Genomic DNA, 22,216 nt, shown 5'->3' on the forward strand with positions numbered 1-22,216 from the left:
TAGTAATATTTGAAGAAAGGGTGTATGTGGTGCAAATTATAAAAAGATTAATTAACAAAACAGTTTTATTACTTACTTTAATCGTTATGTTATCATCTGTTTTCTCCTTTCAGAGTGTGAAGGCAGTTTCAAATTCGAAAACAACTGAAATTATCATTCATTACAAAGAAAAGCTTGGAAATACAAAAGACTGGAATCTTTGGTTATGGGGAGAAAATGCAAATGGTACATCTTATGAATTTACTGGTGAAGATGAATTTGGAAAATACGCTAAGATAAAAATAGACGGTGACTATAATCGTGTAGGATTTATAGTTCGAACAAATGAATGGGAAAAAGATGGTGGGGATCGTTGGATTGAAAATATAAAGGACGGTCGTGCTGAAGTATGGATTCTTTCGGGTGATGAAAAAGTATATAACTCTAAGCCATCATCGGATCTCTCAATTCAAAAAGCAACTATTGATAGTCTCCATGAAATTACTGTAACGACTAATGTCCCGTTTCATATTAAGGAAAAGAAAATTGAAATTGAAGGCATTAAAATTAAGAATATTACTCCTTATGATATAAACAGTGGAGATATTACTAATAAGGTCAAAATAATTACGGAACAGAAAATTGATTTAAAACAAACATACAAAGTTAAAATAGAAAACTTAGCTGATACGAATACTGAAATTGGTAAAGTCATTCGTAGCGAAGAATTTGATAATTTATTTTATTATGGTGGTAACGATTTAGGAAATACATATACTCCGCAACATACAAAGTTCCGTTTATGGGCTCCTACTGCAAGCGAAGCAAAGTTAGTTACATATAAAAACTGGAACGATAAAATAGGTGCTGAAATAAACATGCAACAAGGTGAAAAGGGAACTTGGACAGCAGAACTAAAGGGGAACCAAAAAGGGCTCTTTTATACGTATAAGGTCAAAATTGGTGATAAGTGGACTGAAGCGGTTGATCCATATGTGCGTGCTGCTTCTGTAAATGGGGATAAAGGTGCAGTCGTTAATTTAGAAGAAACAAATCCGAAAAAATGGAAAGCAAACAAAAAGCCAAAATTTAAAAATCCGGAAGATGCTATTATTTATGAGTTACATGTACGCGATCTTTCCATTCAATCTGAAAGTGGTATTAAACAGAAAGGGAAGTATTTAGGTGTAACAGAAAAAGGAACAAAAGGGCCAGAAGGTGTAAAAACAGGACTTGATCATATAAAGGATCTTGGTGTTACTCACGTTCAGTTTTTACCGATATTTGATTATGCTTCTGTAAATGAAGAGACTTTAAATGAACCGCAATATAACTGGGGATATGATCCTAAAAATTTCAATGTTCCAGAAGGCTCCTATTCTACAAATCCTTATGAGCCGACTGTGCGAATAACTGAATTAAAGCAAATGGTTCAAACACTACATGATAATAATCTTCGAGTGGTGATGGATGTAGTATATAACCATATGTATAACGCTGCTGAATCTAATTTCCATAAGTTAGTTCCAGGTTATTATTATCGTTACAATGAAGATGGAACATTTGCAAATGGAACTGGAGTAGGAAATGATACTGCTTCAGAAAGAAAAATGATGAGGAAATTTATGATAGATTCCGTCACATATTGGGCAAAAGAATACAATTTAGATGGATTCCGTTTTGATTTAATGGGTATTCATGATTATGAAACGATGAATGAAATACGTAAAGCTGTTAATCAAATTGACCCTTCTATTATACTACACGGAGAAGGATGGGATTTAAATACACCTCTTGCAGCTGAGCTGAAAGCAAATCAAAAAAATGCAGAGAAAATGAAAGGGATTGCTCATTTTAACGATAATATACGTGATGGGTTAAAAGGTAGTGTATTTGAGGATAAAGAAAATGGTTTTATAAATGGAAAGGAAAACATGGAAGATCGTATTAAAAAAGGTATTACGGCAGGTATTGACTACGATACAAATTCGTCTACCTATCAAGATCCAGAGCAGGTGCTAACTTATGTGGAAGCACATGACAATCATACATTATGGGATAAACTTGAGTTAACTAATCCAGGTGACAGCGATGAAGTGCGAACACAAATGCACAAATTGTCTTCTTCGATTTTATTAACATCACAAGGAATTCCATTTTTACATGCAGGGCAAGAGTTTATGCGGACGAAATACGGTGATCATAATAGTTACAAATCTCCAGACTCAATTAACCAGATGGATTGGCTGCGCCGTGCAACGTTTAATAATGAAGTAGATTATATGAAGGGTTTAATAGAATTACGCAAAAAGTACTCAGCTTTTCGAATGACATCTGCAGAGCAAATAAAAACACACGTATCATTTATTGATGCTCCAAAAAATACTGTAGCTTATATAATAGAGGGGAATAAACATGAATACTTTACAGTGGCTCACAATGCAAATAGAGAAGCTGTTGAAATAACACTTCCATCGAAAGGGCCTTGGAAAGTACTAGTAGATGGCAAGCAGGCGGGAAGTAAACTACTTTATGTTGTCCATGACAATAAAATTAAAGTTCCTGCATTAAGTTCATTTGTCTTAAAAACAGAGAAACCGATTAAATAAAAACGAAGAATGTGGAAATAAATACTGCATTGAGCAAATTTAACAAGGATTGCAAATGAAAAAAGCGAAGTGAAGATTATTCTGACTTCGCTTTTAAAGTTAATGTAATATAATTTCACATACTGTAATTATATTACAATTTAATAAAAGAAATAAGCAATAGATTATTTCTTTTATGACAGTAGGAGGAGAAGATATCTTTGAGTTTATTTATAAAATTACCTGAAATACATTCGTAATTCATATAATGTTTATTATATATTCGAACATATAACGAACTAGATGTTCGAGTTGTATTAACTCCTACAAATCGTTTAAAAATAACAAAGGCGTAAAAAGTATATGGAATTAAAATAGAGAAAAGACACCATTCAAGGTGTCTTTTCTCTATTTTGAATATGAAATGTAAGTAACTCGATTGTATGTAATAGTATGTGATATTTTCACACTAACTGATTAAGAAAAATTTAAAACTCTTTTCTTAATCTATTTGTAATAAATTACATCATAAAATTTTATCGATATAATAAATAAAACTTTCTCAACATTATTTGATTTAATAACTATATTCAACCGTTCTCCAATCCATTACAATAATTTCACATTGGAAATACATGAATATTCTCAATGTTACAAATGGTTTATACCTTATAGGATTACTATGGGAAAGGATGTGAAATATCCAAAAAGAAATCATTTTTTATGATGAAATAAAAAATTTTAATGAAGAAAAAGTTATTTCATTATTTTCAAGTTTTGTTAAAGTGCATGTATTTATAATCACTATGAGACAAGGAGCAGAATCCGAAAAAATTTTTGTAAATTAGAAAATTGCATTTCAAAAATAAGTTAAATGTTTATGGAGGGTTATATGAGCGAGAAAATTTATTACTGGTCTCCGATTAAGCATTGGGAGAAGTTGCATAATGAAGTTTTGATAGGGGAAATGAGATTTACAGGTATTCTGTCTGAGTGGTTTCCAGATTTTTATTTTATGGCTCAAAAAGGTGTGAAAATTAGTGAACTAGTAGAGCGCTTTTCGTTAGGAAATGTAGAAGAGACACAAAAAAACATAGAGCTCATGATAAAAAATCGTGTGTTAGTAAGTAATATATTACACCCAAGAGAAGTATTTTCTTCACAAGAAAAGATTTTTTCAAATCCATATAGCAACCAGATTCGCTTTTCTAAAGAAAAGTTAGATAAGTATATGAGTAAACAATTAAATCGCACGCACGTTGCTGCACGGTCGACCGAAATTCAACTTGAAACAACAAATGAGCTACCTACTATAATCAAGGAACGTAGGTCTTGTCGTCAATTTGATATGGAAAAACATATTAGTTTTTCGGAATTTTCCCGATTCTTATCAACTCTAAAACAGGTTAGGGAAGAAAAAATATACTATCATTACGCAAGTGCAGGCGGGCTCTATCCCATTGATATCTTTGTTTATGTAAAACCAAAACGTATAGAGGATATGAAAGCTGGATTTTATTATTATAACCCATCAAAAAATAGTCTTGTGATTGTAAACAACATTGATCAAGTAATCAAAAGTGATCATGAGTTAATTAATCAGGATTTATTTACTCAATCTGCCTTCTCAGTTTATTTGGTTTATAATGCGAACGCTTCCATCCCGAAATACGGTTCAGATGGATATTTATTTGCTTGTATTGAGTCAGGCATTATCACTGCTACCTTAAATATGGTTGCTGAGACATTAAATTTAGGGGTTTGTTCAGTCGGTCATATGAAATTTGAAGATATTCAGCAATTTTTATGTTTGGATAATCATCAAGTGTTTCTTCATGGGCTTGAAGTTGGCTTGAAAATTAACGAGTAGAAGAAATGAATATTAGGGGGATAAAGATAAAAATGCACATTAAAGATCGAAGTTCGATTCATGAAAATAAAGAAGTAGAAGCGTTTTGGAAGGAGCAATTATCTTCCGAGATTCTCGATTTTTCTGTATTTAAATTTAATAGCGATTACCAACTAAATAAAGAAACACCTTGTGAATACGTTCAAGTCATAGTGAATGTAGAATTTAGTAAAAGTATACAAAAAATAAGTAAGTCTCAAGATTTATTATTATTTAGCTGGTTTCAAGCCGCTTTAAGGGTTTGTTTGGCACATTATACAGATCAAGAAAGAATTACTATTGGTATTCCTATAATTGAAAAGAATCTTGAACAAAGTGAGAATCTTAATAAGTTGATTCCTTTAGGAAGTGAAATCCAGCCGCATCACACCTTTAAACAATTAGTAAATGAGATTGAACAAACGACTTTATTCGGGTATAAAAATCAGGAGTATCCGCTCTCTGAATTATTAGTTAAACACAATTTAACTCCTTTTCAAATTGTAATCGGGATGGAAGGATTACATAATGAAAATTCGCTAGAAGAATACGCAGAGAATAATTTAGCCCTATGGATACGAAGAAAATGGAATGAAATACATAATGAATTTGAATTTCAAATTTCTTGCAAGTCCCGTTCATTCTCTTCTTTGCAACAGTTTGCCAATTCGTATTGTTATGTTTTAAAGCAAGTTTCACAAAATCCGAATTTGGCATTGAAAGATATTTGTATTATTGCAGAAGAAGAAAAAGAGTTGTTAGAAGGATTGAATAATTTTCAAACGGGCATAGACTTGTTTCAATCATTTCAAGATTTGTTTGAAGCGCAAGTATTAAAAACTCCAGATCAAATTGCTGTTGTTTGTAATGATCAATCTTTGACATATAGAGAATTGAATAAGAAAGCGAATCAATTGGCTTCTATTCTTCAAAGTAAAGGTGTTTCAAAAGAAAGTATTATTGGCGTTATGTTAGATCGGTCATTAGAAATGATTATTGGTATGATGGGGATTTTAAAAGCAGGAGCAGCGTATTTACCAATCGACCCTAACTACCCAACTGAACGAATTGAATATATGTTACAAGATAGTCAAGCAAAATATTTACTTAGTAAGCGAACAGAGGAAGTATTGCCACAATTTGCAGGTGAAGTACTGTATCTTGATAAAGAATATCTTTTTCAAGGTGAAGAAAGTAATTTAGTACGAGAACATAATCCTAATGATTTAGCTTATGTTATTTACACATCAGGATCGACAGGAAATCCAAAAGGGGTAATGATAGAACAAAAATCGCTAGTTCATTTTTTAAATGTAATGAGAGAAAAAGTAAAAGCTAATCAATCATTCTTGTTTCTTGCTAGTGTATCTTTTGATATTTCCTTGTTAGAAATATGTCTTCCTTTAACGCAAGGTTCAAAAGTAGTAATTGCTACAGAGGACCAGTTTGCAACAAAAGAATTGGCTCATTTGGTCAAAAAACATAAGGTGGATTTATGGGAATCAACGCCATCGCGAATGGAAGTGATTTTGAGTGATCCAGAAGGGGCGATTTTTCTAAAAGATTTAAAATCTATTTTATTAGCAGGAGAATCATTTTCCATTGATTTGGTTGAAAAAATTCGTTGTATCAGTGAAGCAACAATTTTAAATATTTATGGTCCCACAGAAACAACCATTTGCGCAACAGTAAAAGACTTGAGCACTTCCAAAGAAGTTACGATTGGCAAACCTAACCCGAATTATCATTCCTATATATTGAATAAGTATGGCCAATTAAAACCATTTGGAATTCCCGGTGAACTCTGCATTGCTGGCGTAGCGGTAGCACGAGGGTATCTTGGTAAAAATAAACTGACAGATGAAAAGTTTGTACCGAGTCCTTTTGCGGCAGGGGAAATGATGTATCATACAGGTGATCTCGTTCGTTGGTTGCCTAATGGAGAACTTGAATATTTAGGTAGAATGGATCATCAAGTGAAAATTCGGGGGTATCGGATTGAATTAAGAGAAATCGAAACTCAATTAAGGGAATATCCAGAAATAAACCAGGCTATCGTTGTTGATCAAGTGTATGGAAATAGGAAATTATTAGCTGCCTACTATGTATCGGATAACAAGGTGTCTTTTGATGAAATCAGAAAATATTTAAGTGATAAATTACCTGAGTTTATGATTCCTGAAAAAATGATTCAGGTAGAAGAGATTCCATTGAATCCAAATGGAAAAGTGGATAGAAAAAGATTGTTGGATATAACACAAACGGATTATGTATCAATTCCATACGTTGCTCCGCGCAATGAAATTGAACAAAAATTAGTGCGTGCATGGGAAAAAGTTATGGAGATCGAGGGAATCGGTATTCATGATAATTTTTTTGCATTAAAAGGAGAATCTATTAAAGCACTTCAGGTAATTAATTTATTAAGAAAAGACGGCTTAAAAATAAGTACAACAGATTTTTTTAAGCACCCCACAATCGCTCAACTGAGTTCTTGTGTAAAGCTAGAGCATAAAGAGGAAAACCTTGAAAGTAGACCAACTCATGTTAAAGATTTGTCTAAGCCATTTTCCTTAACAGAAGTTCAGACAGCGTATATGATAGGACGGAATTCACAGTTTGAATTAAGTGGTATTTCCCCTCAAACATATTTTGAATATGAAACAGCTTTGGATATCAATCGTCTTTCAAAAAGTTTTCAAAAGGTAATTCATCGTCATCCAATGTTGCGAGCTGTAATTTTACCAGAGGGAAAACAGCAAATATTACAAAGCGTTCCTGATTACGAGATTGAAATAGTGAGTCTCATAGATTTAGATGATAGGAATCAACATGCTCGCTTACAAGAAGAGCGTTCTCGAATGACTAACCATGTATTCCCTTTGGGGCAATGGCCTTTGTTTGAATTGAAAGCTTTTCTTTTAAAAGAAGACACGTATTTATTATGTTTTCGATACGATGCTTTATTAATGGACGGAGCAAGCATGAACATTGTTGGACAGGATTTGTTGCATTATTATTATAAACCAAATCAAAAATTAGAATCTTTATCTTTTGATTTTCAAGATTATATGTTTATCTATGATGAAATGGAACAAAGCGAAGAATATAAAACAGCAAAAGATTATTGGACAAGTAAGCTTCCTGACTTTCCGTTTGCACCTTCTTTGCTGTTAAAAAAGGATCCAGCAGAGATTGCTACTCCTAAATTCCAATCACTTACAAAAATCCTGGATAATAAAAAATGGACAAAGCTACGAAAGTTAGCACAAGAGAAAGAGGTAACGCCTTCCGCTCTACTTTGTACAATATATGGTGATGTGTTGGCATATTGGAGTAATCAACGTCGATTAGCAATTAACTTGACTGTATTTAACCGTTATCCTGTTCATGATGAAGTAGAACAGATTGTTGGAGATTTCACATCACTTATTTTATTGGATGTTGATGTAAAACCAGAGCAAACTTTCTTTACTAGAGTAAAAGAAACGCAAGCTACTTTATTAGATGGCCTTGAACATCGTCATTACGATGGAGTTAACTTTATTCGAGATTTTACTCGATATCATCAAATGACGCCAAAAGCAGTTATGCCAATCGTTTTCACCTCGATGTTAGCAGGTGCAGGTGCTTTCTCTTGGGAACAACTTGGTTCTCTTCGCTATATTCATGCTCGGACTCCACAAGTGTATTTGGATAATGTAGTAATTGAAAAAAATGGAGAGTTATTAATTAGCTGGAACTATGTTGAAGAGTTGTTTGATGTTGATGTAATAGAAGCAATGTTTTCCCAATTTGTTGACTTATTGGAACAATTGGTGAAACAAAGCGATATAACATCTTTGCAGATGAAAGAATCGGATCAAACTTTAATTAAGCAATACAATGAAACAACAGAAAAAATACCTTCAACTACTCTGTATCAATTATTTACAGACCAAGTAAAACGTACACCGGATGAAGTAGCAGTGGTATTTGAACAAGAATGGTTAACATACTCGGAACTTCATAAACGTTCTAATCAAATTGCCCACTTCTTAAAAGAGCAAGGTATTGGTCTAGGTGACAAAGTGGGTCTTTTAGCAAAAAGGCGAGTTGACACAATTGTTAATATGTTAGGTGTTTTAAAATCAGGTGCCGCTTATGTTCCGATTGATCCCGATCATCCTTTAGATCGCCAAACATATATTTTAAAAAATAGCTCATGCAAGCTTTTATTAGAACCTAGTCTTTATGAAGAAAATCATTTGTCATTTTATACAACAGAAGATATGCCCGCTATTGCTGGTCCAGAAGATATTGCCTATATTATATACACTTCAGGAAGTACAGGAAAACCAAAAGGAGTAATTATTACTCACCAAGCGGTTACGAATACTATTCAAGACATAAATCAAAAATATGAGGTGAATGAAGATGATCGTATTATTGGTATCTCTTCCATGTGTTTTGACCTATCTGTATACGATATTTTCGGAGCTTTAAGCACAGGTGCAATGTTAGTAATGATTCGTGATCCGAGAGACATGCAAGAATTAATCCGCACTGTCGAACGTAGAGGGATTACAATTTGGAATACAGTGCCTGCAATCATGGATTTGGCATTGGAGCAAGTAGGTTCTCATTTTGAATATCCTTCTTTACGTTTAGTTTTACATAGTGGAGATTGGATTCCGCTTTCTTTACCAGAAAAAATAAAACGACATTTTCCGATTGCAGAAGTAGTCTCACTAGGAGGGGCAACAGAAGCATCGATTTGGTCAATTTATTATCCGGTCAAACAGGTGGAATCACATTGGAATAGTATTCCATACGGGATGCCCTTGGCAAACCAAACGTATTATGTGTTGAACTATGAAAAGAAAATGTGCCCTGTTGGTGTAATTGGAGATTTATATATCGGGGGAGTGGGCCTTGCTAAAGGATATTTAAATGATAAAAAGAAAACAAATGAAGCGTTTGTGTCACATCCTGATTTTGGTCTTATATATAAAACAGGGGATTGTGGAAAAATGCATTCTGAGGGATATATTGAATTTTTAGGCCGCCAAGACTACCAAGTGAAAATTCAGGGATATCGAGTAGAGTTAGAAGAAATCTCTCATTGTCTTCTAACTTATAAACAAGTCGAACATGCTGTCGTAATTGATCAAACAGATGAGAACGGAATAAAATTTTTAGTTGCATATGTGGTAACTGAGCAAAATATTAGTACAACAGAACTACGAAAGCATTTGCAAGATCACTTGCCAGATTATATGATTCCTTCTTATTTTGTTTATTTGGACCAATTACCCCTGACTCCAAACGGGAAATTAGATAGAAAAGCGCTCCCTACTCCGGAGAAACAAAAAAATGAAGTATTTATTGCCCCAAAAACTGAAATGGAAAAAATATTAACTAGTATTTGGCAAGAAGTACTCAAAATAGATCAAGTTGGAGTAAATGATCATTTCTTCGCCTTAGGTGGAGATTCGATAAAAGCGATTCAAGTGTCCGTCAGACTGTATCGACAAGGATTCGAGCTTGAACCAAAAAATATATTTTCATTTCCTATATTAAGGGACATGGTTCAATTTGTTAAAAAGCTAGACCAGTTTTCAAGTTCACAAACAAATGATGTAAACATAATGAACGATAATAAAGCTACATTACTAAATGTTAAAGATAAACAACTTAATCAACATACACTTAACAAAATACAAGAAAAAATGCCGGATATAAAAATAGAACGTATTTACCCGTTAGCACCTTTCCAGGAAGTTATTTATGAGCATGCTACGAATGAACCTGATACAAATGCATATTTTGAACAAACAATTTGGGCACTTGAGGGGGAGCTGGATATTAAACTCTTTATTCAGTGTTTCCAACAATTAGTTGATCGTCATGATGCTTTAAGAACAATAATTGTGCAAGATGAACAAGCAAAACCTTGGCAAGCTGTTCTATATGATGTTCAAATAAATTCAGAAATAAAAAACTTGATTGAGATGACGAAACAAGAACAGCAAGAATTCCTAAAACAGTGGATGAATGAAAATTTAAGTCGAGGATTTAAAAATGATGAACTTATGACACGTCTCTGTATATTCCAACTAGGTAATAACGAGCATAAAGTAATTTGGAGTTCCCATCATCTATTATGTGATGGTTGGAGCGTCAGCATTTTGATAGACGAATTATTCCAGCTCTACGAAACTACAAATGCCGGAACTACGGCGGGGTTACCCATGGTAAAACCTTTTGAAACATTTATAGATTGGACTTTGGCACAAGATCATGAGAAAGCACGTCATTTTTGGCGAGATTATTTATCAGGATACAATCAGAAAATTAGTATTCCTAAAAAGAAAGTCCCATCTAAAAGTGAAGGGTTAAACTTCACTTTTATGGATTTAACATTAGACAAGGATTTGACTGATCAGTTACAGACATTTGTAACTAAAAATAATATAACTATGAATACGGCATTACTAGCTGTATGGGGAATATTGCTTGGCAAATTCAACGGAACGAGAGAAGTAGTATTGCCTAACCTAGTATCAGTCAGACCCCCCGAAGTAGAAGGAATTGAAAATATGTTCGGTCTGTTCACAAATGTTTTGCCTATCCGATTAGCATGGACAGAAACGCAATCTTTTGTGGACTTCCTGCAAAAGGTACAACTAGAGACATTGAAATGTAATGAGTATGCATACTATTCATTTGTTGATATACAAAAGCAAAGTGAATTAAAAACTGAGTTGACTGACCATCTTTGGGTTTTTGAAAACTATCCAACTAATCCAGCAATCTTTTCTTCAAATGAAAACAGACATTTTGCTATCACGGATTACGAAGTTGTTGATGAGCCACATGTAAAGTATGGAATTATGTGCTTCCCTGAAGAAAGACTTACAATAAAGTTTGGATATGATCAAACGGTATATGAAACAGAGAAAATACAGGAAATATTAAATCACATCCAGGGGTTAATCAACACGATTCTTCAAAATCCAATACAAACAATTTGTGATTACAAATTATAAAAAATGAAAAGGCGAGCAAAAACTCGCCTTTTTAAATAGAATAGGAGTAAATCAAATGACAAAAAAATTACAGTTATCAGCCGAAGAAATGCGTCAGTTAGGATATCAAGCGGTTGACTTAATTGTTGATCATATGAATCATTTAAAAAGTAAACCAGTTTCAGAAACGATTGATAGTAATATTTTTAGAGACAAGCTAATTGAAACGATTCCGGAAAACGGATCTAATCCAAAAGAATTACTTCATTTTCTTAATAACAATGTGTTTAATCAAATTACTCATGTGGATCATCCTCATTTTATGGCTTTTGTGCCAGGTCCTAATAATTATGTTGGTGTATTAGCAGATTTTTTAGCAAGTGGGTTTAATGTATTTCCTACAGCTTGGATAGTAGGTGCAGGTGCCGAACAAATTGAATTAACGACAATTAACTGGTTAAAATCAATGCTAGGATTCCCTGATTCAGCTGAAGGATTATTTGTCAGTGGTGGTTCCATGGCTAATTTGACTGCACTTACTGTAGCGAGACAGGTCAAGCTGAATAATGACATAGAAAATGCGATTGTTTATTTTTCTAACCAAACTCATTTTTCTGTAGATCGAGCACTTAAAGTATTAGGTTTTAAACAGCATCAAATTTGCCGAATTGAGACAGATGAAGACTTAAAAATTTCAGTTAGTACTTTAAGAAAACAAATAAAAGAAGATCGATTAAAAGGGAAAAAACCATTCTGTGTTATTGCTAATGCAGGGACAACGAATTGCGGAGCGGTGGACTCCCTCGATGAATTGGCTGATGTATGTGGTGATGAAGATATATGGCTACACGTGGATGGGGCTTATGGGGCTGCAGCAATTCTCAGTGAAAAAGGAAGGGAGTTATTAAGTGGAATTCATCGTGCCGATTCTTTAACGTTAGACCCGCATAAATGGCTTTTTCAGCCTTATGATGTTGGTTGTGTACTTATTCGAAATAGCCAATATTTAAGTGAAACATTCCGTATGATCCCAGAGTATATTAAGGATACAGAAACTAATATAGAAGAAAAAGTGAATTTTGGGGAGCGTGGAATTGAACTTTCTCGTAGATTTAGAGCATTAAAGGTATGGCTTTCTTTTAAAGCATTCGGAGTTACAGCTTTTCGTGAGGCAATTGATCATGGCATTATGCTAGCTGAACAAGTTGAAGAGTTTTTAAGGAAAGAAAAAGATTGGGAAGTAGTAACACCTGCCCAATTAGGAATTGTTACTTTTCGTTATATTCCATGTGAGCTAACATCTACAGATACAATTCATGAAATAAACAAAAAATTGGTGGAAGAAATTAATCAAAGAGGATTTGCTATGCTAAGTACGACTAAATTAAAAGAAAAAGTAGTAATTCGACTTTGCTCTATCAACCCAAGAACAACAAAAGAAGAAATACTTCAAATCATGATGAACATAAAAGCATTAGCAGAGGAAATAAATACATCGCCTAAACATCTTATATCTGTTTCTCAACCTTGATATATTAGGCGGATTTTACATATTAATAGCCGATTCTTATTTAGAATCGGCTATTATATTTAAATGATAAATACATATATACTATTTATAAGTGTTTCTCTTGTAATGGGATTAAGCCTCAACCTTGGATACTCGTTTGAAACCAGTCTTTATTGCTTGTACTATTTCGTTCACAGCATAAATAGATACATCGGCATTTGGATTTAACCCTTCAAACCAGTGATAGGCATTTGGATATAAATGAAACTCCACATCAACACCAGCTTGTGCTAGTTTGCTTACATAGGTTAATGTTTCGCTGCGGAATGGATCTAATTGACCAACAAATGTGTAAGTATACGGTAAGTCACTATAATCCTCAGCTCGAGAAGGTGCTGCATAGGCAGGGATTTGATCCGTTCCATACATTTCTCCTAAATACATTTTCCAGCCAGCTTCATTTGCCTTTTGGTTCCAAACAAATCCCTCTTTAATTTCATTCGCTGAAGGTGTATCATTTCTGTCATCAATCATTGGATATAGTGGCATTTGTAAACAAATTGAAGGATATTTTCGATCTCGTGCTAATAATGATAATGCTGCTGTTAGTCCACCGCCAGCGCTTACTCCTGCAACCCCAATTCGATTCGAATCAATGTTTAATGACTTTGCATTATCAGCAATCCATTTTAAAGCTGAATAACAATCCTCAATTGGTGCTGGGTAAGGGTGTTCAGGTGCTAAGCGGTAGTCTACAGACACGACCACACAGCTAGCTTCTTTTGCAAACCTCATACAAGTATCATCGTTATCATCTATAGACCCTAAGATATAACCTCCACCATGTATCCATAATAAGACAGGTAAAGATTCATGATTTGATTTTGGACGATAAATTCGTAATGGTAACGGATTATCATCAGGCCCAACAATGACTTTATCTGTTAAAGAAAGAGAGTCATCAACAACGGTAGGTGGTCTCATTTGAGCTATTCCTTCTCTGATTGATTGCAAATTTTCTGGGCGTAAATCGAGATCCGGAAACATCTCTAACCCTTGTAATAATTCTGGATTTACTCTAGTTTTCATTTTAGCACCTCTATTTGTAATTGTTTTCAAATAAATGAAGTGTATTCTAAGTAGTTTAATTGTGAAAGAACACCACAATTAAATTGTAAATTGGATATGTTATAACGGTCAACAGAATATTCGGAAATTAAAACCTTTCTCAAGAAGGAGTTTCATGCAATCAATAATACAAGTAGTGGATTTAAGAGCAAAGAGGTTTAATGTCGTTGTAATTATGTACATTAGAAAAATTTCTTTTCTAGACTCATGAAGAATTATGAAAAGCAAAATTTTATAGATGGTTATCTTAAAAATAAACAAAGAGAGAAGAATTAACCAATGTTCTTCTCTCTTTTTCATATGTAATTAGGGTATCCATAACTGTAAATACGGATGGTATAGATTAATGGATGAATAATTTATTTTTAAATTAATAACGTAATACATAAAGATTTTTGTATGTAATATTGCATATACAGGGACCACTGGTGAAAATGCTGAGCAATGTTTTTCCATATGGTAAATTAGTTCCTTAGTTATTTATTTTATTTCATTTTCAATCGTGTAAGGCTTGGGGCTAAGATTTACAAAGGTGACTAGTAAAAAATATAACAATACAAGTATAAGATTTTGTACTTAGTAATCTCGCGATTTAAGGCATGACATTGGATAAGTGTGGGGAGTTCAATCGATTTTGAATAAAATCAATAGTATCAGTTGCAATTTTTTTACGTTTAAGAACGATCCCGGCATGCCCGCATGTATAAATATATCGTGGAGGTCTTTCCCAAGATTCCCACAAGTAGTCTGTATCCTCAGAATGCACATATAGATCATGCTTACCTGAAATTAATAAAATATTTTCTTTTTTTACTTTTGGCAATGCTTGACTCGGTTCAGTGATTTTCCAATAATCTATTAAATCATCATACGTAACACCATGATGTTCCAAGTCTTCTCTAATAAATTTACCTGGAGTTGTATTCCAAATCGAATAAGAAAGTCGATTTGCATAGAAAATGGATGCTAACACATCAATTTCTTCTTCAACAAGAGAGGTTAAGTTAGTAATAAATCCGCCTAAACTAATTCCTATTAGAATCAGGGGCCCCTTTTTATTTGCTTTAATCCATTTAATCAAAGCTCGTAAATCAGCTACCGCTTGTCTAGTTGCTTGTAATGTTCGTTCAATATTTGCACTTACCATATACTCTCCACTGAATAAGGATTGATCGGGTTTTCTTTCAAAATGATAGGGTAGAGTGAAATAATACATATTCCACTTCAGGCTGGTCATATGATCGTGGAATATTTTTTTCACACGTTCGTTAGAATCCATTCTCCAACCGTGAACAAAGATAACATGAGGTGCATTTTCATTTTTATGTAAGAATAATTCCCCAGTTACAGAGTCGTTGTGTGAATCACCGGATTGAATCGAACTTTTATAGTTGAATTGCCCAACCATGTATTCATTTTCCTGCTTTGAATGCTTAATGTCAAAATGAAAATGTGATGGTTTTACTTTATAAAAAGATTCTATGTTCTTTATATTTAATGAAGTGTTAGAAAGGGAAGTAAACTGAAACGCTACACTTCTTTTTTTGTGTAAATCATATAAGGCGTACCGATCAATGAGTTTTGAAAAAATCAAATTAACCTCCTCCAAAATACATATTGTTTAAAACATAGACAAAATTTATGTTTTAAATTAAGTAGGAAATATTCTCTTTTCCTAATAGTAGGTGCTTGAATTATAAAAATAGGTGATAAATTTTCATATTATATTATAAAGCTTACAATAAATAATTTATACTAAAATTTAAGAAGTAAGTTAATATTATTATCCTTATAAAAGAATGTTAACTTGCTTCTTTTCTTATTAAAAGCTGTAATTTCTATGAAGAACAACTTACAATTCCCATATAGATATTCACAAATTGGTTCTCTATATTTATTGTATAGAAATTATACAATAAATATATTTTTTATGTTACATACATTAAATCAAGCTTAACCTCTCTTTTCTATAAGTCTCTTAAATTGACTAACTCCTTACCAATATTCAAAAACGACTGCATTTTTGAATTTGTGTTCTAGTTTTTCTGGAACAGGTAAATAACTACACATAAACTCCTTATATCTCTAGTTAAACTACCGATTAGCTCCATATAAACTCTAGATAACCTATATAGAATACAAGTTATCAAGGAGGTAAGAAAAATGAATTTTATGAAACGAGCAATTCTCAGTATGAAAAAAAGGATAGGAACATCATTAATTTTGATGGCAGTTTTTCTGATTGTTACAAATTTGGTTCTTTCAGGTTTCACAATCCAAAATGCATCAAAAAAAGCAGCGGATGCTGCAAGAAAAAAACTTGGTGCAGATGTTACTTTAGGTCTTGATTTCGACAAAATAGGTCAAAAAGCTAAGGAAACTGGAGAAATGCCAAATCCGCCGCAGCTCGATGCAAAAGAAACAGATCAATTAGCGAAGTCCAAGTATGTAAAAGATTATAATTACATAGCTAACACTTTCGGTATTTCTGATGGGCTTAAACTAGTAGGAGCTTCAGAAGGAGAAGAAGAAGGAAAAGGTAAAGTGGGAATGACGGCTGCGCGAGGCGGTTCAAGCTCTAGTACAGAAATAGATATGAATGCTTCTTTTATGATTGAGGGAGTTCGCAAGACTGCATTACAAGAAAGCTTTAAAAACGGAAAAAGTAAAATCATTGATGGAAAACCAATAACAGAGCAAATGAAAGATCAGAATGTAGCTTTAATGGAAAAACGATTAGCGGAATTAAACAATTTGAAAGTAGGAGACAAAGTTAAAGTACAATCAGGGGATAAGAAGGAAACTCTTGAGGTTGAAATTATCGGCATTTACGAAACAAATGAGCAAGCAATGGGTCAACAGGCTCCTCCTATTATGGATCCAGCTAATAAACTATATATGCCGCATTCAACTATGAAAAAATTAGAAGTAGACCAAGGTATAAGTAGTGGTCAAGTCGTGTATTTCTTGAATGATCCACAATATATTGATGCATTTAAAAAAGAAGCAAAAAAATCTAACATTGATTTTAATTATTATAAATTAGATGCGCATGATTCATTGTACAAGCAAATGATTGGTCCTATCGAAAATATCTCTTCGACTTCTCAAATGATTATTTATATTGTATCGATTGCAGGTGCAATTATTTTAGGATTAATCATTATGCTATCAATTAAAGGACGTCGTAAAGAAATGGGAATTCTATTGTCTATTGGAGAGAAAAAGTGGAAACTGATAGCGCAATTCGTAGTAGAAGTAGTGTGTGTCGCTATTTTAGCATTTGGATTATCCATAACAACAGGAGCTAAAGTTTCTCAATATATCGGAGATAATTTACTTTCGAATGAAATTGCTACTGCAAGCGAAGAAACAGATACTTCGCAACATGGTACTGTAATGATGGCTGGATCTGGTGGTACTCTACAAAATCAAAAAGAAGATCCAATTGATAAAATTGATGTAAGTGTAACAGGAGAAGATGTAGGGAAAATGGGTGGAATTGGACTAGCTATTGCTATAATAGCAACGCTTCTTCCAGCATTATCTATTCTACGTTTAAACCCAAAACAAATTCTTTTAAAAGATGAATGAGGAGGCTTAATATGGAGACGATTTTACAGTTTAAAAATTTGGATTATTATTATGAAAGTAATGGGAAAAATGTAGCGATACTAGATAATGTTAACTTTTCTTTTCAAAAAGGACATTTCTACACGATTTTAGGACCATCTGGATCTGGTAAAACCACAACTCTGAGCTTAGGTTGTGGACTGGATGTCCCTAAAAATGGTTATGTACTGTATAATGGTAAAGATATTAGAAAAATTGGTTTGGATCGATACCGTAATCAAAATGTATCTGTAATTTTCCAATCTTATAATTTGATAACCTATATGACAGCTCTTCAAAATGTCTTAACAGCAATGGAAATTACGGGTGTTAAAGTGCAAAATAAAACAGCAAGAGCATTAGAATTGTTAGAAAGGGTAGGACTCACAGAAGTTGAAGCGAAACGAAACGTCCTGCAACTAAGTGGCGGGCAACAACAGCGTGTAGCAATTGCTCGAGCACTATCTTGTAATGTTGATTTACTGATTGCAGATGAGCCGACAGGAAACCTCGACGAGGAAACTGCAATGGATATAATAGAACTATTTCAAGAACTTGCACATAAAGAGAATAAATGCATTATTGTTGTGACGCACTCACAGGAGGTTGCTAAAAAATCAGATCGTGCAGTGTATTTAAGTAAGAAGAAGTTAGTCATAAATGAAATCTAATATAAACATCGTAGCTGTTTAATTCACATATTTTTCAAAAACTAGACCTTTCAAAAGCTTATATTTGATTTATAATAAAATCAAGCCATAATCAAAATGGTCTCCCTGTACTGAATGTTAAAATAGTTTGTCGTTCCCGTTTTAATAATATTTGAAAAAGAACTTGTAGAATATCCTACAAGTTCTTTTTATTATAATTGGTTACCTATATCATGGGATAATTACACATAAAAAACGGGACATTACCTAGATGTATGATCTAAATGCTGTCCCGTTTCCCTATGTATCTGTATAGTTATTGCAGAATTAAACCTACAATCATAATTAAACTAAATACTATCATCCAACCAAACGCGCAATAGCCAAAAATTCTAATCCATTTAGGTAATTGATTCATGTTAATTTTATTTGTGGGAACTCCTTGCATAGAAAACATCATTTTTTGATCTCTATCTCTATTATTTTGTTGTTCATACATAATATCATCACCTTTCCAGAACTATTGTGTTTATAGTATATCAGCCTAAAGAAAATTATGTACAGAATAAGAGGGGATAACATATATATTATGTGGTGAATTTTATAAATAAAGACATTTAATTGCCATGGTTCTAAGCGCTAATCCGTTATAAATTCTGAAAAAGAGCCCTACATAAATAGGAATCTTTTTCTTCAAATATTAAGTTGCTGGATATACATCAGAACCAAGGTAACGTTCTTTTATAATTTGAAGATGATGAAGCTCATGACCAGCAATGATGTATGCTAATGCACGAACTGTAACTTCAGAATTATTCGCATTTCCTCTTTGTGACCAAGCTTCTTTATCTAAGCTTCTAAGTAAACACAGGGTAGATTGGCGAACAACAATTAAATTCTCAAGAAGATTTTGCATAGATTGCTTATCAAAAGCAGCTCTAAGAACATACATATCATCATTATAGCCTGGAAGTTCTGCTGTCTCGCCTCGAGCGATAGATAGCAATCGATACGCCATAATCCGTTCTGTATCTGCTATATGACCCATTACTTCTTTTATACTCCATTTAGTAGGAGCATACCGGAAAAGTCCCTCACTATCAGAAATTTCCTTTAATAAGAGATTCGTTTCCTTCATTTGTTGTTCTAGAATATGTATGATATTTCCGTCTGATACCAAGTTGGTATACGTTGCATAATAGGAGCTATATTCACTTACTTGTGGTCTTATTTGCATACGAATCATCCTTTATGTTTAATCTTTACATATAGCTTATCATAAAAGAATTCCAAATTAATCTGAAAAATGGAGGCAAATATGCATTTTTCATCCTCCTTTTTAGTTTCATAGATGAAATGCATCTCAAATAAGAGAATCTAATTTGCGCTATGCGGAATTTCGTTTTTTTGCTGTTATAGTAGAAGATAAATATGTAAATTGAATACAGTTTGTCACTACTTATGATAATCGCCATTTAAGAAGCAGCATTTGTCCATTAAGTGAAAAACCTGTTAATAAGTTTATATTTACTACAAAAACAAACAAACTCGTCCTATTTAAAGGAGAGTTTGTTTGTTTTTGTGTTTAGATAATGGAATGCTCATGCGAAATTGTACACTATGTTCCATATTTTTTATTGAATACTTTATATCTAGCGTTTCAAGAATTTGTTTAACAATATATAACCCCAAACCACTTCCTCCAGTATTTCGATTTCTTGATTTTTCAATTCGATAAAATGGTTTGAAAATTTGTTGTAAATCTTCGTCTTTAATATTGACACCTGTATTTATAATTTGCATTTCGATTTGACCTTGTTTCGAATCCTCACTTAACTTTATATAGACTTTTTCATTATGTGGTGAATACATAACCGCATTGTGAATAATATTTTTACATGCTTTTTCTAAAAGAGCACAATCTGTATAAATAGAAAGGTCAGAATCAATTTCTTTTATTATTTCGATGCTTTTTTGAGAAGCAAAAAATTCGAGATCTTTTGTGATTGTACCTATTAACTTTGAAGGATTAACTTCCTCTACTTTTAGTTTGAAGGTGTGTTGTTCTAATTTCGATACGCTTAAAATTTCACGAACTAATTGTTCCATACTTTCAATAATTTGATGATTTTTCTTTAAATATTGATCGCGATTTTGATAAGGGCCAATATTGTAAATCATCCCTTCTAAGTAGCCTTTCATTACAGTAAGAGGGGACTTTAATTCATGTGCTACAATCGCAAAAAACTCTCTGCGTTTTGTTTCTATTTCTCTTTCTTTTTCAATATCATTTTTTAATTGTTCATTTGCTTTTTTTAAATCAAACATAGCTTGTTGTAAGTTAATAGACATGTCATTCAAACTATTAGACAATTCTCCTAACTCATCTGTAGAGCGAACCTCAATTTTTTCGGAGAAATCTAAATTTGCCATCTTTTGTGCACCTTCATTAATATAAATAAGTGGCTTTGTAATAAACCTGGAATAAAAATAAGCACTCCCTATACCAATTACGAGTACAATGATACTAATATAGGGGAGAAAGCGGACTAAAACCTGTGAAGCTTCATCAATCGGTTGAAATGTAGCAAAGACTATAAGCGTTAAACTACCATCTTGGAATTGAATTGGTTTCGTAACGTTATATGAATTGCTAAGGGTACTTGCATTCTCGAATCGTGTTGCTTTAGTAACTACTGTTTTTTGCGTACCACTTTGAATAAAAGAAAACGAAGGAGAGTAAATAATTACCCCTTCTTTATTTTGAAGGTAAAGCATCGCATTATTTTTTTTTGCGTATTCATCAAAAAGTGGTATCGCATCTTGAAACGTAAGATTTTTAGACTTATCAATGATTTCGTTTATCCCTGTTTGAAGTTGATCTGTTTTATATTGCTCATAAAATGTAGGGAGAAAGAAGTATAAAGTTAAATAAATCAATACTGCAAAGGATAACAAAATGAGAGATGTAGTCATAAAGAGTTTATAAGTGATTTGCTTCATTTTCATGAGTTTCACAATACTATTCATCAATTTTATAACCAATACCCTTTATTGTTTTAATATAAGGGATAGCTAATTTTTTGCGTAGGTTTTTAATATGTGTATCAATTATTCGTGTTTCTCCAAAATAATCGTACCCCCAAACTTTCTCTACGATATTTTCTCTTGTAAGTACTTTTCTCTCATTTTGGAATAGTAGTTGTAGAATTTCAAACTCTTTTGTCGTTAATATAATTTCAACGTCATTTACATACACTCTATATGCATCCACATCGATACGAACTTCTTTAAATATCAAATGATTATTTACATTTTTATCATAACTTCTTCTAAGTACAGCTTCGACTCGTCTAATCAAAACATGAAATGAAAAGGGTTTTGTTATATAATCATCGATCCCAAGATCGAATCCTTTCATTTGATCTTCCTCTTCTTCCAACGCAGTTAGCATAATAATTGGTACGTTTGACTGACTTCGAATCATTTTAGAAACTTCAAACCCATTAAGATTGGGCATCATAACATCTAGAAGAATTAAATCAAATGATTGCTTATTAAATTGTGTCATACCCTCTAGTCCATCTGAAGCGACTACGACTGTATAATGCTGTGTCATTAAAAATTGTTTAATTAATTCCTGAATTTCTTGATCGTCCTCTACCACGAGGATATGATAGTTTTTCATAATATCACCTCTGGTAGTCATTATAGCCGTACAATCTGGAGTTTATGTGGAGATACAGTAGTAAACTTCATAGAACGCTTACTACCAAAAAGTATTATTAGCTATATTACTTTTTTATGGAGAAATAATTGCTTAAAAAAACTTATTGTATGAATTGGTGTAC

General features: G+C 32.9%; 12 protein-coding genes. 6 read left to right on the plus strand and 6 right to left on the minus strand.

Going from position 1 to position 22,216, the window contains the following annotated elements; translation table 11 throughout:
* Positions 1 to 29 precede the first annotated feature (29 nt).
* From pulA to HMAS_RS10785, 4 genes are all read left to right on the plus strand, one after another.
* Positions 30 to 2,588 carry a type I pullulanase gene (gene pulA / locus HMAS_RS10770; protein WP_116344804.1) on the plus strand — a complete coding sequence of 853 codons (2,559 nt, stop codon included), beginning with the start codon at positions 30 to 32 and terminating at the stop codon, positions 2,586 to 2,588.
* A gap of 871 nt (positions 2,589 to 3,459) precedes the next feature.
* Positions 3,460 to 4,437 (plus strand): SagB/ThcOx family dehydrogenase, encoded by a 978-nt coding sequence (locus HMAS_RS10775; protein ID WP_016122625.1) that lies wholly within the window; start codon positions 3,460 to 3,462, stop codon positions 4,435 to 4,437.
* Between the two features lie 32 nt (positions 4,438 to 4,469).
* Entirely contained in the window at positions 4,470 to 11,486 is a 7,017-nt protein-coding gene (locus HMAS_RS10780; RefSeq protein ID WP_116344805.1) for a non-ribosomal peptide synthetase, read from the plus strand.
* A 55-nt stretch (positions 11,487 to 11,541) separates the two neighbouring features.
* Positions 11,542 to 12,996: a pyridoxal phosphate-dependent decarboxylase family protein gene (locus HMAS_RS10785; RefSeq protein WP_000162820.1), complete on the plus strand. Its 1,455-nt coding sequence runs from the start codon at positions 11,542 to 11,544 to the stop codon at positions 12,994 to 12,996.
* Positions 12,997 to 13,107: 111 nt separating this feature from the next.
* Here the strand turns inward: HMAS_RS10785 and HMAS_RS10790 are convergent, their stop codons facing one another.
* Positions 13,108 to 14,064 carry an alpha/beta hydrolase gene (locus HMAS_RS10790; protein WP_000857943.1) on the minus strand — a complete coding sequence of 319 codons (957 nt, stop codon included), beginning with the start codon at positions 14,062 to 14,064 and terminating at the stop codon, positions 13,108 to 13,110.
* A 631-nt stretch (positions 14,065 to 14,695) separates the two neighbouring features.
* The gene (locus tag HMAS_RS10795; RefSeq protein ID WP_006922694.1) at positions 14,696 to 15,697 is read right to left on the minus strand and encodes an alpha/beta hydrolase; all 1,002 of its coding nucleotides are present in this window, start codon (positions 15,695 to 15,697) and stop codon (positions 14,696 to 14,698) included.
* A 569-nt stretch (positions 15,698 to 16,266) separates the two neighbouring features.
* On the opposite strand from HMAS_RS10795, the gene HMAS_RS10800 reads away from it, so the two are divergent.
* Both HMAS_RS10800 and HMAS_RS10805 read left to right on the plus strand, forming a co-directional pair.
* Positions 16,267 to 17,697 carry an ABC transporter permease gene (locus HMAS_RS10800; protein ID WP_116344806.1) on the plus strand — a complete coding sequence of 477 codons (1,431 nt, stop codon included), beginning with the start codon at positions 16,267 to 16,269 and terminating at the stop codon, positions 17,695 to 17,697.
* Positions 17,698 to 17,708: 11 nt separating this feature from the next.
* On the plus strand, positions 17,709 to 18,386 hold the full coding sequence (locus HMAS_RS10805) for an ABC transporter ATP-binding protein (protein WP_070179370.1): 678 nt from the start codon (positions 17,709 to 17,711) through the stop codon (positions 18,384 to 18,386).
* Positions 18,387 to 18,681: 295 nt separating this feature from the next.
* On the opposite strand, the gene HMAS_RS10810 is transcribed toward HMAS_RS10805, so the two are convergent.
* The 4 genes from HMAS_RS10810 to HMAS_RS10825 all read right to left on the minus strand — a co-directional run bounded on the left by HMAS_RS10810 (position 18,682) and on the right by HMAS_RS10825 (position 22,053).
* Positions 18,682 to 18,864 carry a hypothetical protein gene (locus HMAS_RS10810; RefSeq protein ID WP_000273238.1) on the minus strand — a complete coding sequence of 61 codons (183 nt, stop codon included), beginning with the start codon at positions 18,862 to 18,864 and terminating at the stop codon, positions 18,682 to 18,684.
* 201 nt (positions 18,865 to 19,065) lie between these two features.
* Positions 19,066 to 19,602: a DinB family protein gene (locus tag HMAS_RS10815; RefSeq protein ID WP_046392780.1), complete on the minus strand. Its 537-nt coding sequence runs from the start codon at positions 19,600 to 19,602 to the stop codon at positions 19,066 to 19,068.
* A gap of 320 nt (positions 19,603 to 19,922) precedes the next feature.
* Positions 19,923 to 21,374 carry a sensor histidine kinase gene (locus HMAS_RS10820; RefSeq protein WP_002024224.1) on the minus strand — a complete coding sequence of 484 codons (1,452 nt, stop codon included), beginning with the start codon at positions 21,372 to 21,374 and terminating at the stop codon, positions 19,923 to 19,925.
* 13 nt (positions 21,375 to 21,387) lie between these two features.
* Positions 21,388 to 22,053, minus strand: a complete 666-nt coding sequence (locus tag HMAS_RS10825; RefSeq protein WP_000800727.1) for a response regulator transcription factor — start codon at positions 22,051 to 22,053, stop codon at positions 21,388 to 21,390.
* Positions 22,054 to 22,216 lie beyond the last annotated feature (163 nt).

The organism is Bacillus sp. HMA207 (assembly GCF_003402455.1).
GTDB classification, from domain to species: Bacteria; Bacillota; Bacilli; order Bacillales; family Bacillaceae_G; genus Bacillus_A; species Bacillus_A cereus.

What these genes read in the sequence shown, in the direction of transcription:
- HMAS_RS10775 (WP_016122625.1), top strand. Translation starts at nt 3,460, where the DNA reads ATGAGCGAGAAAATTTATTACTGGTCTCCGATTAAGCATTGGGAGAAG.
- HMAS_RS10780 (WP_116344805.1), top strand. Translation starts at nt 4,470, where the DNA reads ATGCACATTAAAGATCGAAGTTCGATTCATGAAAATAAAGAAGTAGAA.
- HMAS_RS10785 (WP_000162820.1), top strand. Translation starts at nt 11,542, where the DNA reads ATGACAAAAAAATTACAGTTATCAGCCGAAGAAATGCGTCAGTTAGGA.
- HMAS_RS10790 (WP_000857943.1), bottom strand. Translation starts at nt 14,064, where the DNA reads ATGAAAACTAGAGTAAATCCAGAATTATTACAAGGGTTAGAGATGTTT.
- HMAS_RS10800 (WP_116344806.1), top strand. Translation starts at nt 16,267, where the DNA reads ATGAATTTTATGAAACGAGCAATTCTCAGTATGAAAAAAAGGATAGGA.
- HMAS_RS10805 (WP_070179370.1), top strand. Translation starts at nt 17,709, where the DNA reads ATGGAGACGATTTTACAGTTTAAAAATTTGGATTATTATTATGAAAGT.
- HMAS_RS10810 (WP_000273238.1), bottom strand. Translation starts at nt 18,864, where the DNA reads ATGTATGAACAACAAAATAATAGAGATAGAGATCAAAAAATGATGTTT.
- HMAS_RS10815 (WP_046392780.1), bottom strand. Translation starts at nt 19,602, where the DNA reads ATGCAAATAAGACCACAAGTAAGTGAATATAGCTCCTATTATGCAACG.
- HMAS_RS10820 (WP_002024224.1), bottom strand. Translation starts at nt 21,374, where the DNA reads ATGAAAATGAAGCAAATCACTTATAAACTCTTTATGACTACATCTCTC.
- HMAS_RS10825 (WP_000800727.1), bottom strand. Translation starts at nt 22,053, where the DNA reads ATGAAAAACTATCATATCCTCGTGGTAGAGGACGATCAAGAAATTCAG.